This is a genomic window from Ramlibacter pallidus (assembly GCF_015070875.1).
GTDB classification, from domain to species: Bacteria; Pseudomonadota; Gammaproteobacteria; order Burkholderiales; family Burkholderiaceae_C; genus Ramlibacter; species Ramlibacter pallidus.
This window is the reverse complement of sequence record NZ_JADDIV010000002.1, coordinates 19,782-32,692: the sequence shown is the minus strand read 5'-3', so window position 1 is coordinate 32,692 and position 12,911 is coordinate 19,782. Positions and strand designations below refer to the sequence as shown.

General features: G+C 72.0%; 13 protein-coding genes and 1 riboswitch. All 13 genes read left to right on the top strand.

All coding sequences use genetic code 11. The annotated features are described in order from the left end of the window. Position 1 precedes the first annotated feature (1 nt). Entirely contained in the window at positions 2–868 is an 867-nt protein-coding gene (locus IM787_RS04985; protein WP_193675563.1) for a sensor histidine kinase, read from the top strand. Next, positions 868–2,859, top strand: a complete 1,992-nt coding sequence (locus tag IM787_RS04980; RefSeq protein WP_193675562.1) for a hybrid sensor histidine kinase/response regulator — start codon at positions 868–870, stop codon at positions 2,857–2,859. Before IM787_RS04985 ends, IM787_RS04980 begins: the two co-directional genes overlap by 1 nt. Positions 2,860–3,228: 369 nt before the next feature. Continuing rightward, positions 3,229–3,588 (top strand): FKBP-type peptidyl-prolyl cis-trans isomerase, encoded by a 360-nt coding sequence (locus IM787_RS04975; RefSeq protein WP_193676324.1) that lies wholly within the window; start codon positions 3,229–3,231, stop codon positions 3,586–3,588. Between the two features lies 1 nt (position 3,589). Continuing rightward, positions 3,590–4,216, top strand: a complete 627-nt coding sequence (locus IM787_RS04970) for a glutathione S-transferase family protein (protein WP_193675561.1) — start codon at positions 3,590–3,592, stop codon at positions 4,214–4,216. A 1-nt stretch (position 4,217) separates the two neighbouring features. Then, the gene (locus IM787_RS04965; RefSeq protein WP_193675560.1) at positions 4,218–4,994 is read left to right on the top strand and encodes an SDR family NAD(P)-dependent oxidoreductase; all 777 of its coding nucleotides are present in this window, start codon (positions 4,218–4,220) and stop codon (positions 4,992–4,994) included. A gap of 71 nt (positions 4,995–5,065) precedes the next feature. Continuing rightward, positions 5,066–5,160: riboswitch (TPP riboswitch) on the top strand. Positions 5,161–5,222: 62 nt separating this feature from the next. Beyond that, positions 5,223–6,065 carry a bifunctional hydroxymethylpyrimidine kinase/phosphomethylpyrimidine kinase gene (thiD, locus tag IM787_RS04960; protein WP_193675559.1) on the top strand — a complete coding sequence of 281 codons (843 nt, stop codon included), beginning with the start codon at positions 5,223–5,225 and terminating at the stop codon, positions 6,063–6,065. Then, complete coding sequence (locus IM787_RS04955; RefSeq protein WP_193675558.1) at positions 6,062–7,138, top strand: LuxE/PaaK family acyltransferase; 1,077 nt, start codon at positions 6,062–6,064, stop codon at positions 7,136–7,138. Before thiD ends, IM787_RS04955 begins: the two co-directional genes overlap by 4 nt. Beyond that, positions 7,135–8,604: an acyl-CoA reductase gene (locus IM787_RS04950; RefSeq protein WP_193675557.1), complete on the top strand. Its 1,470-nt coding sequence runs from the start codon at positions 7,135–7,137 to the stop codon at positions 8,602–8,604. Before IM787_RS04955 ends, IM787_RS04950 begins: the two co-directional genes overlap by 4 nt. After that, positions 8,601–9,344, top strand: coding sequence for an ABC transporter ATP-binding protein (locus tag IM787_RS04945; protein ID WP_193675556.1), 744 nt, complete (start codon positions 8,601–8,603; stop codon positions 9,342–9,344). The genes IM787_RS04950 and IM787_RS04945 overlap by 4 nt, the downstream gene beginning before the upstream one ends. Next, positions 9,341–10,102 (top strand): ABC transporter permease, encoded by a 762-nt coding sequence (locus IM787_RS04940; RefSeq protein WP_193675555.1) that lies wholly within the window; start codon positions 9,341–9,343, stop codon positions 10,100–10,102. The genes IM787_RS04945 and IM787_RS04940 overlap by 4 nt, the downstream gene beginning before the upstream one ends. Before the next feature lie 7 nt (positions 10,103–10,109). Then, positions 10,110–11,105, top strand: a complete 996-nt coding sequence (locus tag IM787_RS04935) for an ABC transporter substrate-binding protein (RefSeq protein ID WP_193675554.1) — start codon at positions 10,110–10,112, stop codon at positions 11,103–11,105. Next, positions 11,102–11,869: an SDR family oxidoreductase gene (locus IM787_RS04930; RefSeq protein ID WP_193675553.1), complete on the top strand. Its 768-nt coding sequence runs from the start codon at positions 11,102–11,104 to the stop codon at positions 11,867–11,869. The genes IM787_RS04935 and IM787_RS04930 overlap by 4 nt, the downstream gene beginning before the upstream one ends. Next, positions 11,866–12,909: a thiamine phosphate synthase gene (locus tag IM787_RS04925; protein WP_193675552.1), complete on the top strand. Its 1,044-nt coding sequence runs from the start codon at positions 11,866–11,868 to the stop codon at positions 12,907–12,909. Before IM787_RS04930 ends, IM787_RS04925 begins: the two co-directional genes overlap by 4 nt. Positions 12,910–12,911: the final 2 nt, after the last annotated feature.

Genomic DNA, 12,911 nt, shown 5'->3' with positions numbered 1-12,911 from the left:
CATGTCGGCCGACCACGCACCCGCCCCGCAGGATCTCGCCGCCGCGCTGGAGGACAGCCGGCGCGAGGCGCAGGCGCTGCGCAGCGAGCTCGAGGAAACCAACCGCGGGGTGCTCGCGCTCTATGCGGAACTGGATGCCCAGGCCGAGCAGCTGCGCGAGGCGACCGAACTCAAGAGCCGCTTCCTGGCGTACATGAGCCACGAATTCCGCACGCCCATCGGCTCCATCCGCAGCATCACGCGGCTGCTGCTCGACCGCGTCGACGGCCCCCTCACCGAGGAGCAGGAAAAGCAGGTCTCGTTCATCCAGCAGAACGCGGCCGAATTCGCCGAGATGGTCGACGACCTGCTGGACCTCGCGAAGGTCGAGGCGGGTCGGGTGGAGATCTCGCCCGCCTGGTTCGAGATGGTCGATTTGTTCTCGGCGCTGCGCGGCATGTTCAAGCCGGTGCTGACCAATCCCGACGTCAACCTGGTGTTCGAGGAGCCCGCGAACGTCCCCAAGCTGTACACGGACGACCGCAAGCTCTCGCAGATCCTGCGCAACTTCATCTCGAACGCGCTCAAGTTCACGCCCAAGGGCGAGGTGCGCGTGGCCGCCCGCCTGGATAGCGGTTCGCACGTGACCTTCTCGGTCAGCGACACGGGCATCGGCATCGCGCCGGAGTACCACCGCAGCATCTTCGAGGATTTCCAGCAGGTGAATTCACCGCTCCAGCGGCGCCTGCGGGGAACCGGGCTGGGCTTGTCGCTGAGCAAGAAGCTGGCCGAACTGCTCGGTGGCACGGTGGCCCTGGAGAGCGAGCCCGGCCGGGGCTCGACGTTCTCGGTCACGGTGCCGGTGCAGATGGAGGGTGCGGAGCCGTAATGCTGGACACGGACGTCATCAACACCACGATCGATCGTTCGGTCCACACGGTGCTGGTGGTCGACGACAATCCGGCCACGCGCTATTCCACCGCGCGCGTGATCCGGGCCGCCGGCTTCCGCACCGCCGAGGCCGGCAGCGGCGGCGAGGCCCTCGAGAAGGTGCAGGCGGGCGTGTCCGCCGTGGTGCTGGACGTGCACCTTCCGGACATCGACGGCTTCGAGGTCTGCCGCATCATCCGCGCCAATCCGGCCACGGCGCTGCTGCCCGTGGTGCATCTCTCGGCGGCGTACATCAAGGACTCCGACCGCGTCACCGGCCTGAACGCGGGCGCCGACGGGTACATGGTGCACCCGGCGGAGCCCGCGGTGCTGGTGGCCACGCTGCAGGCGCTGATCCGCGCGCGCACCGCCGAGGACCAGCTGCGCCGCAGCGAGCAGCGCTTCCGCGCCATCTACGACCAGGCGCAGAGCGGCATCGCGCTGCTCGACGAGGACGGCCGCTTCGCAGACGTCAACCCGGCGATGCTGGGCATGCTGGGCCGCTCGCGCGACGAGTTCCTCGGCCACCGCATCAGCGAGCTGGCGCCGCCCGAGTGGCGCGCCCGCATCGACAAGCAGCTCTCTTCGCCGGCAGACGGGCGTTCGCCCTGGCGTGGCGAGTTCCCCCTGCGCCGGGCCGACGGGGAGAGCGTCTACCTGGAGTGGAGCGTGTCCTCGCACGTCGAACCCGGCGTGCGCATCGCGATCGCCATCGACGTCTCCGACCGTTTCGAACTCGAGCAGCGCCGCCGCGATGTGCTGGAACGGGAGCAGGTCGCGCGGCAGGAGGCCGAGCGCCACAGCCGCACCAAGGACGATTTCATCGCGGTGCTCTCCCACGAGCTGCGCACGCCGCTCAACGCGATCATCGGCTGGGTGCACATCCTCAAGCGGCGCGGCACCACGCCCGAGGGGGCGAAGGGGCTGGAGGCGATCGAGCGCAACGTGAAGACGCAGGCGCGCATCATCTCGGACATCCTCGACGTGTCCCGCATCAACTCCGGCAAGCTGCGCCTGGACCGGGAATGGACGGATGCGGCGGAACTGGTGGCCAGTTCCATCGATGCGCTCTCCGGCAGCATCGCCGAGAAGAAGATCCAGGTCGAGGTGGACGTCGACGGCGCGAGCGCGCCAGCCTTCGTCGACCCCGCTCGCTACCAGCAGATCTTCTGGAACCTGATGACGAACGCCATCAAGTTCTCGCCGGAGGGCGGCCGCGTGCAGGTGGGCCTGCGGCGCACCGGCGACCGGCTGCTGCTGGAGGTGCGCGATTTCGGCCAGGGCATCAAGGGCGACTTCCTGCCGCACCTGTTCGACCGCTTCACGCAAAGCGATTCCCCCGGCAACCGCCGGCACGGCGGCCTGGGCCTCGGCCTGTCCATCGTGAAGCACCTGGTGGACCTGCACGGCGGCGAGGTGGCGGCGGAAAGCGCCGGGGCCGGGCAAGGCACGGTGATGCGGGTCGACTTGCCGGTGGAGCCCAGCGGCGAGACGGTGTCGCACGAGGCGCCGGACACCGAGGGCGGCAGCGAGGCCGAGGCGCAGGACACGCTGGCCCTGCACGGGCTCGACGTGCTGCTGGTGGAGGACGACCGCGAAGCCATCGAGATGATGACCCTGGTGCTGGAGGACCGCGGTGCGCAGGTGCGCACGGCCGGCGACTTCGACAGCGCCGTACAGGCCCTGCAGCGCCAGTGGCCCGCGATCCTGGTCAGCGACATCGGCCTGCCGGGCCGCGACGGCTACGAACTCGTCCGGCGCGTGCGGCAGATGGAAGTCGAACGCCGCGCGCCGCGCCTGCCCGTGATCGCCCTGACGGCGTTCGCGCGCGCGGAGGACCGGCAGAAGACGCTGGACACCGGCTTCGACCTGCACCTGGCCAAACCGATCAAGCCGCACGTGCTGCTGGAGGCCATCGCCAAGTGCAGCCGCGAGTCCGGCGGCGCGTAGGCCGCGGCGAGCTCGCCACCGTCGGGCCGGCGAGCCTCCTCCGCATGGGGGAGTTGCCTAAGCGTTGAGCACCCCAGCGCAGCCCGCATGCAGACTGGACTCCCGGCGGGCGCAGGGACGAAATCCACTGCGTTGTCCACAGACGCGGTGGATATCTCCGGCGAAGTCGTGTCCATCGGTACTTGACAGCGGCAGCGCGAATCGCCAGCGGCCGATAATGGGCCGCATCGCAACCCACGGACCCGTCCCATGCGCTTCCTCGCCCACGCCTTCTCGCTCCTCGCCGTGGTCTCCCTGGCCGCCTGCACGCCCCCCAGCAATCCTCCGCCCGCGACCGGCACGGCGGGCGCCGGCACCGGCGTGCCGAACATGGGGGCCCTGACCGGCACGGCCAGGGTCACCACCGCCAGCGGCATCGTCTTCGAATCCGTGCAGTCCGGCAGCGGCCCCTCGCCGAAGGCGACGGACACGGTGAAGGTCCACTACCGCGGCACCTTCCCGGACGGCCGCGAGTTCGACAGCTCGTACAAGCGCGGGCAGCCCACCAGTTTTCCGCTGAACCGCGTGATCCCGTGCTGGACGGAAGCGGTGCAGATGATGAAGCCCGGCGGGAAGGCGCGCATCACGTGCCCGCCCGCGGTGGCCTATGGCGAGCGGGGCGCCGGCGGCGTGATCCCGCCCAACGCCACGCTCATGTTCGAGATCGAGCTGATCTCCATCGGGGGCTGACATGCTGACGTTCTGGTACGCACCGGGCACCTGCGCGCTGGCCACGCACCTGGCACTGGAGTACGCGGGCGCGCCGTACGAGGCGAAGCGGCTCGACTTCCGCAAGGGCGAGCAGCGTTCGCCCGAGTACCTGCGCATCAACCCCAAGGGCCGGGTGCCCGCGCTGGTGACGGAGCGGGGCGTGCTCACCGAAACGACCGCGCTGCTGCAGTACGTCGCCCAGGTGTTCCCGCAGGCCGGGCTGGCGCCGCTGGACGATCCGTTCGCGCTGGCGAAGATGAACGCGTTCAACGGCTACCTCGCGTCGACGGTGCACGTGAACCACGCGCACAAGCTGCGCGGCTACCGCTGGGTGGACGAAGGCGACGAGGCCGCGCTGGCGGCGATGATGAAGAAGGTGCCGCAGACGATGGCGGACAGCTTCACGCTGATCGAGGAGCAGATGTTCCAGGGGCCCTGGGTGCTCGGCGAGCGCCTGAGCACCAGCGACTTCTATCTCTACACCCTCGCCGGCTGGCTGGAGGGTGACGGCGTCGACGTGCAGCGCTTCCCCCGCGTCGCCGACCACATGCGGCGCGCCGAGGCATTGCCCGCGGTGCAGAAGGTCGTCGCCCAGCACAAGGCCTGACATGTACCGCCCCTTCGACCTGCAGGGCCGCGGTGCCGTCATCACCGGCGGCAATGGCGGCATCGGGCTGGGCATGGCGCGGGCCCTGCTGGCGGCGGGAGCCAACGTCGCCATCTGGGGCTCGAACCCCGACAAGACCGAGCGTGCCCGGGCGACGCTCGCGCAGGAGTGCGGCGACGCGGCCCGCGTGCACGCCTTCGTCTGCGACGTCGGCGACGAGGCCCAGGTGGAGCGCACGTTCGCCGCCTCGGTCGCGGCGCTCGGGACCGTGCGCGCCTGCTTCGCGAACGCGGGCGTTTCGAGCAAGGGCTCGCTGCTCACCGAGATGACGCTCGAGGAGTTCCGCCGCGTGCAGCGGGTCAACGTGGAAGGCGTCTTCCTCACCTTCCGCGCGGCCGCGCGCCACATGGCGCAGCACGGCCAAGGCGGCTCGCTGGTCGCGACGGCCAGCACGGCGGCGATCGAGGGCGCCGCGCGCAACAGCCACTACGGCGCCTCCAAGGGCGCCGTCACTTCCTACGTGCGCGCGCTGGCGGTCGAACTGGCGCGCCACCGCATCCGGGTGAATTCCATCCTGCCCGGCTGGATCGTGACCGACATGACGGAACGCTCCGTGCAGAACCCGAAGTTCGCCGACGCCGTGTTGCCGCGCATCCCCGCCCGCCGCTGGGGCGAGATCGACGACTTCGGCGGCATCGCGGTCTATCTCGCGAGCGACGCGTCCGCGTATGCGACGGGCGAGCAGTTCGTGATCGACGGCGGCTACACGAAGTTCTGACGCTCGTGCCCCGACCGCGCACCGCCTGGCGCGACGCACCCCCAAACGGAGTCACGCCCTGTGTCACAATCCGCGCAGCTCCGGGGTGTACGCGACGCGTGCTGAGATCCAGACCCGTGAACTTGAACCGGTTCAGACCGGCGGAAGGAGAGCTGCAGCCCTGACCCCATGGCGGGTCCGGCGCCATCCCTTCGGAGCTAGCTTGTTCCCGCTCGCGAAGGAGCCCCCGTGAATCCATCCGCAGCTTTCCGCTATCCGCGGGTCCTGTCCATCGCAGGGTCCGACAGCGGCGGCGGTGCCGGCATCCAGGCCGACCTGAAGACGATCGCCGCGCTCGGCTGCTACGGCATGACGGCCATCACGGCGCTGACGGCGCAGAACACGTTGGGCGTGCGCTCCATCCACGCGGTGCCGCACGCGATCCTCACCGACCAGATCGATGCGGTCGTGGAGGACATCGGCGTCGACGCCGTCAAGATCGGCATGCTGCATTCCGCGGACACGGTCGGCACCGTCGCCGGTGCGCTGCGCCGCCACGGGCTGCGGCAGGTGGTGCTTGACCCGGTGATGATCGCCACGAGCGGCGCGGTCCTGATCGACGAACAGGCCATCGACGTGCTCGTGCGCGAGCTGTTCCCGCTGGCCGTGGTCGTCACGCCGAACCTCGACGAAGCGGCCCTGCTCGCCGGCCGCCCCCTGCACAGCGAAGCCGACATGGAAGCCGCCGCGCGCCACCTGCTGGAGCGCGGCGCGCGCGCCGTCCTGCTCAAGGGCGGACACCTCGCGGGCGACATCGTGAGCGACCTGCTGCTCGGGAGCGACGGCGTGGCCCACTGGATGCGCGCGCCGCGCATCGCCAGTCCCAACACGCACGGCACCGGCTGTACGCTGTCCAGTGCGATCGCCAGCCATCTGGCGCTGGGCGCCGAACTCGCGCAAGCGGTCGAGCGCGCCCGGGAATATGTGCGCGGCGCGCTCGCCGCCGGCGCGAACGTGCGCACGGGCGCCGGCAGCGGCCCCCTCAACCACGGCCATGCACCGCGGGCCATGCAGTTGCTGCCGCTGCGATGAACACCGCCATCGTCGACACGCTGCTGGCCTTCCTCGCGCAGGACGGCTGCACCGACGCGGAATTCGACGCGCTGGCGCTGCGCCTGTTCGCCGAGCAGTTCGCCGGCAACGCGGCGTACCGCCGTTTCTGCCAGGCACGCGGCGTGGCCCCCCGAGCGGTCAAGGGTTGGCGCGACATCCCGGCCGTGCCGATCAGCGCCTTCAAGGAAGTCACCCTCTCCTGCGCGCCGGTGGAAGACGCCGAACGCGTGTTCATGACCAGCGGCACCACGCGCGGCGACGTGAAGGGCCGGCACTTCCACCCGACGTTGGCGGTGTACGACGCGTCCATGACGCGCAACTTCGCCGCGCGCTTCATGCGCGACCCCCGGCGCATCCGGATGGCCGTGCTGTTCCCGCCGGAGGAGGAGATGCCGAACTCGTCGCTCGCGCACTACCTGGCGCTGGCCGTGCGCCACTTCGGCAGCGCGGACAGCGCCTGGTGCATGGGCGTGCAAGGCATGGACCTCGACCGCGCCCGCGGCATGCTGCGCGAGGCGGAGCGCCGCGCCGAGCCCTTCGCGCTGCTCGGCGCGAGCCATGCCTTCGTGCACCTGATGGACGCGCTCGCGGCGGGCGGTGAACGCTTCGCCCTGCCGCCCGGCAGCCGCATCCTCGACACCGGCGGCTACAAGGGGCAGTCGCGCGAGCTCGCGCTGGAGGACTTCTACGCGGGCCTGGCCGACCGCTTCGGCGTGCCGCGCGAGCGCTGCATCAACATGTACGGCATGACGGAGCTCAGCACGCAGCTGTACGACGACGGCAACGCGGTGGTGCCGTCGGTGAAATCGGGTCCGCACTGGCTCCGCTCGCGGCTGGTCGACCCGGCCACCGGCCGCGAAATGCCGCTCGGCGAACGCGGGGTGCTCGTGCACTGCGACCTCGCCAACTTCAACTCCGTGACCAGCATCCTCACCGAGGACGTCGGCGTGGCGGCCGACGGCGGGTTCCTGCTGCTCGGGCGCGCCGAGGGCGCGCAGGCCAAGGGCTGCTCGCTCGCCGTCGAGGAGTTCCTGCAGGCGGCGCGCGCATGAGCACGCCGTGGACGGCCGGCCACCTGCCGGGCCTGCGCGACGAGGACGTGCCCTGGGACACGCTCTCCTTCGGCGCCGGCGCGCGGCAGCTGGACGTGCGCGTCCCGGTGCTGCGCCCCGAGCAGCTGCGCGATCTCGCGCGGCGCGTGAAGGCGGCCGGCGCGCAGCACCTGCAGGGCCTCTCGGTGTCCCGCGTCATCGACATCGTCGATGCCGCCGTGGCGCGCCTGCTCGATCCGGCCGACCCCTTCCGCCGCGAAGCCGAGCGCCTGCTGCCGGTGGTGGCAGGCTACGACCCGGAGATGGTGCGCCTGGGACTCAACGGCTTCCTGCAGTCGTTCCGCGCCCCGCAGCTGCACCGCTTCGTCGCCGAGGACTTCGCCAACCCGAAGGTGCTCGACGGGTTCCAGCCGGCCGTGAAGGGCGGCGCGGTGCGCGCCTTCGGCCCTTCGCTGCTGGTGCACAGCTGGGCCGGCAACGTGCCCGCGCTGCCGTTGTGGAGCCTGGCGTGCGGCCTGCTGGTCAAGGCCGGCAACATCGGCAAGCTGCCGAGTGCGGAGCCGGTGTTCGCGACGCTGATGGCGCGCCTGCTCGCGCAGGTGCACCCGCCGCTGGGGGAGTGCCTCGCCGTCGTGTGGTGGAAGGGCGGCGACGAGGCGAGTGCGCGTGCCGTGTTCGGCGAGGCGGAAGTCGTCCTGGCCTACGGCGGCAACACGGCGATCGCGCAGGTGCGCTCGCAGGTTCCCGTCACCACGCGTTTCCTGGGCTACGGCCACAAGATCGGCTTCGGACTCGTCGCACGCGAAGCCCTGGACACGGCGCGGGCCGCGCGCACGGCGCGCGATGCGGCGCACGACGTCGTGCGCTACGAGCAGCAGGGCTGCTATTCACCTCACCACTTCTATGTGCAGCGCGGCGGCCAGGTGCCGCCGCGCGCCTTCGCGCAATATCTCGCGGCGGAGCTCGCCAACCTGCAGCAGCGCTTTCCGCGCCGGGCCCTCGCCCTGGAGGAGTCGGTCGCGCTGGCCGGCTGGCGCCAGCGGGCCGAGCTGCAGTCGCTCGCGGGGACGGCGACCGAACTGCTCGGCGCGGAGGACGCCGCCTGGACCGTGGCTTACGCCGACGCGCCGCAGCCGCTGGCGCCGACCGGTGGCGGCCGCAGCGTCGCGGTGCAGGCGGTGGACCGGCTGGACGACGTGCTGCCGCTGGTGGCGCCGCATGCCGCCTTCCTGCAGACGGCGGCGGTCGCCGCGGAACCGCGCGAGCTGTACCGGATCGGCGCGCTGCTGGGTGCCGCCGGCGTGACGCGCATCTGTGCGCTCGGCGCGATGACCACCCCGGAAGCCGGCTGGCACCACGACGGCCGGTTCAACCTGGCCGACCTCGTGCGCATGGTGGAGATCGAAGCCGGCGCCGAGCGCGCCGCCGACCGCCTGGCCCCGTACGCGCAGGAACTGCGTCCATGAGCCTGCTGGCCCTGCGCGGCGTGCGCTTCGCCTTTCCCGGCTGGCCGCCCACGGTCGACGGTGTCGACCTCGTGGTGGAGGAGGGCGACTTCCATTGCCTGGTGGGGCGCAGCGGCTGCGGCAAGACCACGTTGCTGAAGCTGGCCGCCGGACTGCTGCGGCCCGATGCGGGCGAGGTGCGGTTCCAGCCGCGGCACCCGGCCGCCGCGGGCACCGGCATCGGCTTCGTGTTCCAGTCCCCCAACCTGCTGGAATGGCGGCGTGTCATCGACAACGTGCTGCTGCCGCTGTCGCTGCACCGGCGCACCACGCCGGACGACGAAGAGCAGGCGCTGCGCCTGCTGGACCAGCTCGGGCTCGCCGCGCACGCGCGCAAGTACCCGCGGCAGCTGTCCGGCGGGCAGCAGAGCCGCGTCGCACTGGCGCGGGCGCTGATCCTGCAGCCCGCGCTGCTCCTGCTGGACGAACCCTTCGCCGCGCTCGACGCGATCACGCGCGAGGAGCTGCAGCAGGACCTGCTGGCGCTGGGCCGCGCGCAGGGGACGGGCGTGCTGTTCGTCACGCACGACATCGCCGAGGCCGTGTTCCTGGCCGACCGCGTCCACGTCGTCGAGGCCGGGCGCATCCTGCGCGAGGTGGGGGTCGACGTGCCGCGGCCGCGCGACCGCGCCGGAGTCGCTTTCGCGCGGCAGGCGGCGCAGGTGCGCGCGGCGCTGCACCTCGAGGCCGCGGCCGCATGAAGTCGTCCGCCTTCCGCCTCGGCCCCTGGCTGCTGCTCGCCGCCCTGCTGCTCGCCTGGGAGCTGGCCTGCCGCGGGCTGGCCCTGTCGCCGCTGGTGCTGCCGCCGCCGACCGCCATTGCCCGTGCGCTGGCGAAGGGCATCGCCAGCGGCTTCTTCTGGCCGCATCTCGCGGCCACGAGCCTCGAACTGCTGCTGGGCGTGTTCGCCGGCAGCCTGTTGGGACTGGCCGCGGGGATCGTGCTGGGCGAGCACGCGACGCTGCGCCGCCTGCTGATGCCCTACGTCGTGGCCAGCCAGGTGGTCCCCAAGCTGGCGCTGGCGCCGCTCTTCGTGCTGTGGTTCGGCTTCGGCATGACCTCCACCGTCGTCATCACGGCGCTGATCTGCTTCTTCCCGCTGATGGAGAACACGCTCACGGCCCTGCAGCAGGTCGCGCCGGAGCGGCTCGAACTGTTCCGCATGCTCGGCGCCACCCGCTCCCAGACGCTCTGGCGGCTCAAGCTGCCGCAGGGCCTGCCGACCATCCTGGCCGGCTTCCGAGTCGCGGTGGTGCTGGCGCTGGTGGGCGCGGTCGTCGGCGAATTCATCGGCGCCAGCCAGGGCCTGGGCGCGCTCGTGATCGCCTCGCAGGGCAGCATGGACACCGCGCTCATGTTCGCCGTGCTGGTGCTGATCGCCGGCCTGGGCATGCTCGCCTACCACGCCACGCTGCGGCTGGAGCGCTGGCTGCTGCTTCCCTTCACGCGCAACTCCTGAGGACCCCATGCACACACTGCACCGCCGCACCTTGCTGGCCGCCCTGCTCGCCGCGCCGTTCGCCGCGCGATCGCAGCGCCTGGAGAAAGTGACCGTGGCCGGCTGGAGCAAGCCCATCACCGAAGTCACGCCGCTGCTGGTGGACGCCGACAAGGGCTTCTACCGCGCGCAAGGCATCGACCTGGCCTTCGTGCCCGGCGCCGGCGGCGGCGATGCGATCCGGAACATCCTGTCGGGCCAGGCGGATGTCGCCTTCACCGACCCGGGCTCCTTCTTCGCCGCGCTCGACAAGGGCGAGCCGCTGCGCGCGATCTACGACATCTATCCGCAGAACGTGTTCAACGTCGTGTCGCTGAAGTCTTCCGGCATCACGCAGGCTTCGCAGCTCAAGGGCAAGAAGATCGGTGTCTACAGCCTCGCTTCCGGCACGCGGCAGGCGCTGCAGGTGCTCCTGCATGGCGCGGGCCTGTCGGAGTCGGACGTGACGGTGGTGGTGACCGGAGTGCTGAACTTCGCGCCGCTGATGCAGGGCCAGGTGGACGCCACCGCGGCGACCGACACGGGGCTGCTGGTCGGCCGCCGCCGCGGCCTGCCCGAGGTGAACGTGCTGGAGGTGGGCAAGGTGCTGCCGGCGTCGAGCGACCTGTTCGTGGTGCGCGAAGCGGTCTTCCAGTCCCGGCGCGACGCGCTGCAGCGCTTCCTGCGCGGCTACCGCGACGCCGCGGCCTGGATGATCGCGCAGCCGCAGGAGGCCGCCCAGCTGGCGGTGAAGCGCGCCATCGACGGGACCGACCCAGCGCTCAACCTCGAGATCATCCAGTTGCGCAATGCGGCGAGCGTGTCGGCGCTGACGCAGCGGCAGGGATTGGGCGCGATCGACGTCGACGCCTTGCAGCGCGCGGCCGACACGTACCGCGCGCTCGGCCTGGTGCAGCAGCGCCTGGACATGCGCAAGGTGACCAGCCCCGACCTCCTGCCCGGCCGGCGCGGGGAGCCCGGATGAACTTCGCAGGGCAGGTCGTGCTCGTCACGGGCGCAGGCCGGGGCATCGGCGCGGCGGTCGCGCGTGCCTTCGCCGCGGAGCAGGCCATCGTCGCCGTCAACTACCTGCGCAACGCCGAAGCGGCGCAGGAGGTCGTCCGGGCGTGCCGGGCGGCCGGCGGCGACGCCTTCGCGGTGCAGGCGGACGTCACGCAGCCGGACGAGGCCGCGCGTCTCGTCCAGCAGGTGGTGGACGAGGGCGGCCGCCTCGACGTCCTGGTCAACAACGCGTTCCGCGCCCACGCCTTCGACCCCGAGCGCCGGACGCCGTTCGAGGCGCTGTCCTGGGAGGCGTACCAGGCGCAGTTCGACGGCTCCGTCGGCGCGGCCTTCCACGTGTGCCGCGCGGCCCTGCCGCACTTCCGGCGTCGCGCGCAGGGCAGCATCGTCAACCTCGTGAGCAACCTCGTCGACAATCCGGTCGTGCCCTATCACGCGTACACCACCGCGAAGTCCGCCCTCGTGGGCTTCAGCCGCAACCTCGCCAGCGAGCTCGGGCCGCTGGGCGTGCGCGTCAACTGCGTGGCGCCGGGACTCGTCTATCCCACCGAGGGCAGCGCGGCCACGCGCGCGCACTTCCGCGACGACCTGATGGCGGCGACGCCGCTGCGCCGGCTGGCGCGGCCGGAGGACGTGGCGGGCCCCGTGCTGTTCCTGGCCTCGCCCTGGAGCGGTTTCGTCACCGGCCAGGTCCTGTTCGTCGACGGCGGGATGGTGATGCGATGAACGGCATGCCCTGGATCGGCACGCTCGCGCAGGCCCGGGAACTGGCCGGCGTCGAGGAAACCGCTCCGCGCGTCGCCAGGCGCCTGCGAAGCGAGGGCACGCAGGCGATGTGCATCCTGGGCCACGACGGCGACTGGATGGAGACGCCGCATGCGCGCGGCTGGCTCGTCGGCCGCGGCGCATCCCCGCAGGCCTATGCCACCGCCGTGCAGCATGCGCTGGGGCAGGGGCACGTCGCGGCGGACGCGCTGGTGGTGGCGTGCATGCGCTCGCCGCAGGACCTCCCGCTGCTCTCCTGGGGCGAGGCCCCGCCCGCGCAGCCCGTCCAGGCCTCCGCGCCGCGGCGCCTGGATCTCTACGCCGTCGTCGACAGCGCCGCGCGCCTGCGCCTGGTGCTGGAGGCCGGCGTGCGCACCGTGCAGTTGCGGATCAAGACGCCGCCGGCGCCGGATGCGGCCTGGCAGGCCATGCTGCGCGGCGAGGTGGCGCAGGCCATCGCCGACAGCCGCGATGCCGGCGCCGAGCTGTTCGTCAACGACCACTGGCGGCTGGCCCGCGAACTGGGCGCCGGCGGCGTGCACCTCGGGCAGGAAGACCTGCTGGAGCTGGGCGACGCCGGCCGCGCCGAGTTGCAGGCCAGCGGCATGGCGCTCGGGGTCAGCTCGCACAGCCTGTGGGAACTGGCGCGGGCCCGCACGCTCTCGCCGCGCTACATCGCCTGCGGCCCGGTGTGGGCGACCGTGACCAAGGACATGCCCTGGCTGCCGCAAGGCCTGGACAACCTGGCCTGGTGGTGCCGCACCGCGGGCATGCCGGTGACCGCCATCGGCGGCATCCTGGCGCCCGCGGAAGTCGAAGCGGCGGCCAGCACCGGCGTGGACGGCGTCTGCATCGTGCGCGGCCTGGGCGAGGAGCCGCGCCGCACCTTGCCCGCGCTGCAGGCCGCCCTGGAGGCGGGGCGGCACGCGCCCCCGCCGTCGTGGCCGTCCTGGCCGCATCCGACGCTGCCCTACGCCGGCGCGGCCAGGGCGCGGGGTTGAGC

Coding starts and splice junctions, on each gene's coding strand:
- IM787_RS04985 (WP_193675563.1), top strand. CDS start 2: ATGTCGGCCGACCACGCACCCGCCCCGCAGGATCTCGCCGCCGCGCTG.
- IM787_RS04980 (WP_193675562.1), top strand. CDS start 868: ATGCTGGACACGGACGTCATCAACACCACGATCGATCGTTCGGTCCAC.
- IM787_RS04975 (WP_193676324.1), top strand. CDS start 3,229: ATGGGGGCCCTGACCGGCACGGCCAGGGTCACCACCGCCAGCGGCATC.
- IM787_RS04970 (WP_193675561.1), top strand. CDS start 3,590: ATGCTGACGTTCTGGTACGCACCGGGCACCTGCGCGCTGGCCACGCAC.
- IM787_RS04965 (WP_193675560.1), top strand. CDS start 4,218: ATGTACCGCCCCTTCGACCTGCAGGGCCGCGGTGCCGTCATCACCGGC.
- IM787_RS04955 (WP_193675558.1), top strand. CDS start 6,062: ATGAACACCGCCATCGTCGACACGCTGCTGGCCTTCCTCGCGCAGGAC.
- IM787_RS04950 (WP_193675557.1), top strand. CDS start 7,135: ATGAGCACGCCGTGGACGGCCGGCCACCTGCCGGGCCTGCGCGACGAG.
- IM787_RS04945 (WP_193675556.1), top strand. CDS start 8,601: ATGAGCCTGCTGGCCCTGCGCGGCGTGCGCTTCGCCTTTCCCGGCTGG.
- IM787_RS04940 (WP_193675555.1), top strand. CDS start 9,341: ATGAAGTCGTCCGCCTTCCGCCTCGGCCCCTGGCTGCTGCTCGCCGCC.
- IM787_RS04935 (WP_193675554.1), top strand. CDS start 10,110: ATGCACACACTGCACCGCCGCACCTTGCTGGCCGCCCTGCTCGCCGCG.
- IM787_RS04930 (WP_193675553.1), top strand. CDS start 11,102: ATGAACTTCGCAGGGCAGGTCGTGCTCGTCACGGGCGCAGGCCGGGGC.
- IM787_RS04925 (WP_193675552.1), top strand. CDS start 11,866: ATGAACGGCATGCCCTGGATCGGCACGCTCGCGCAGGCCCGGGAACTG.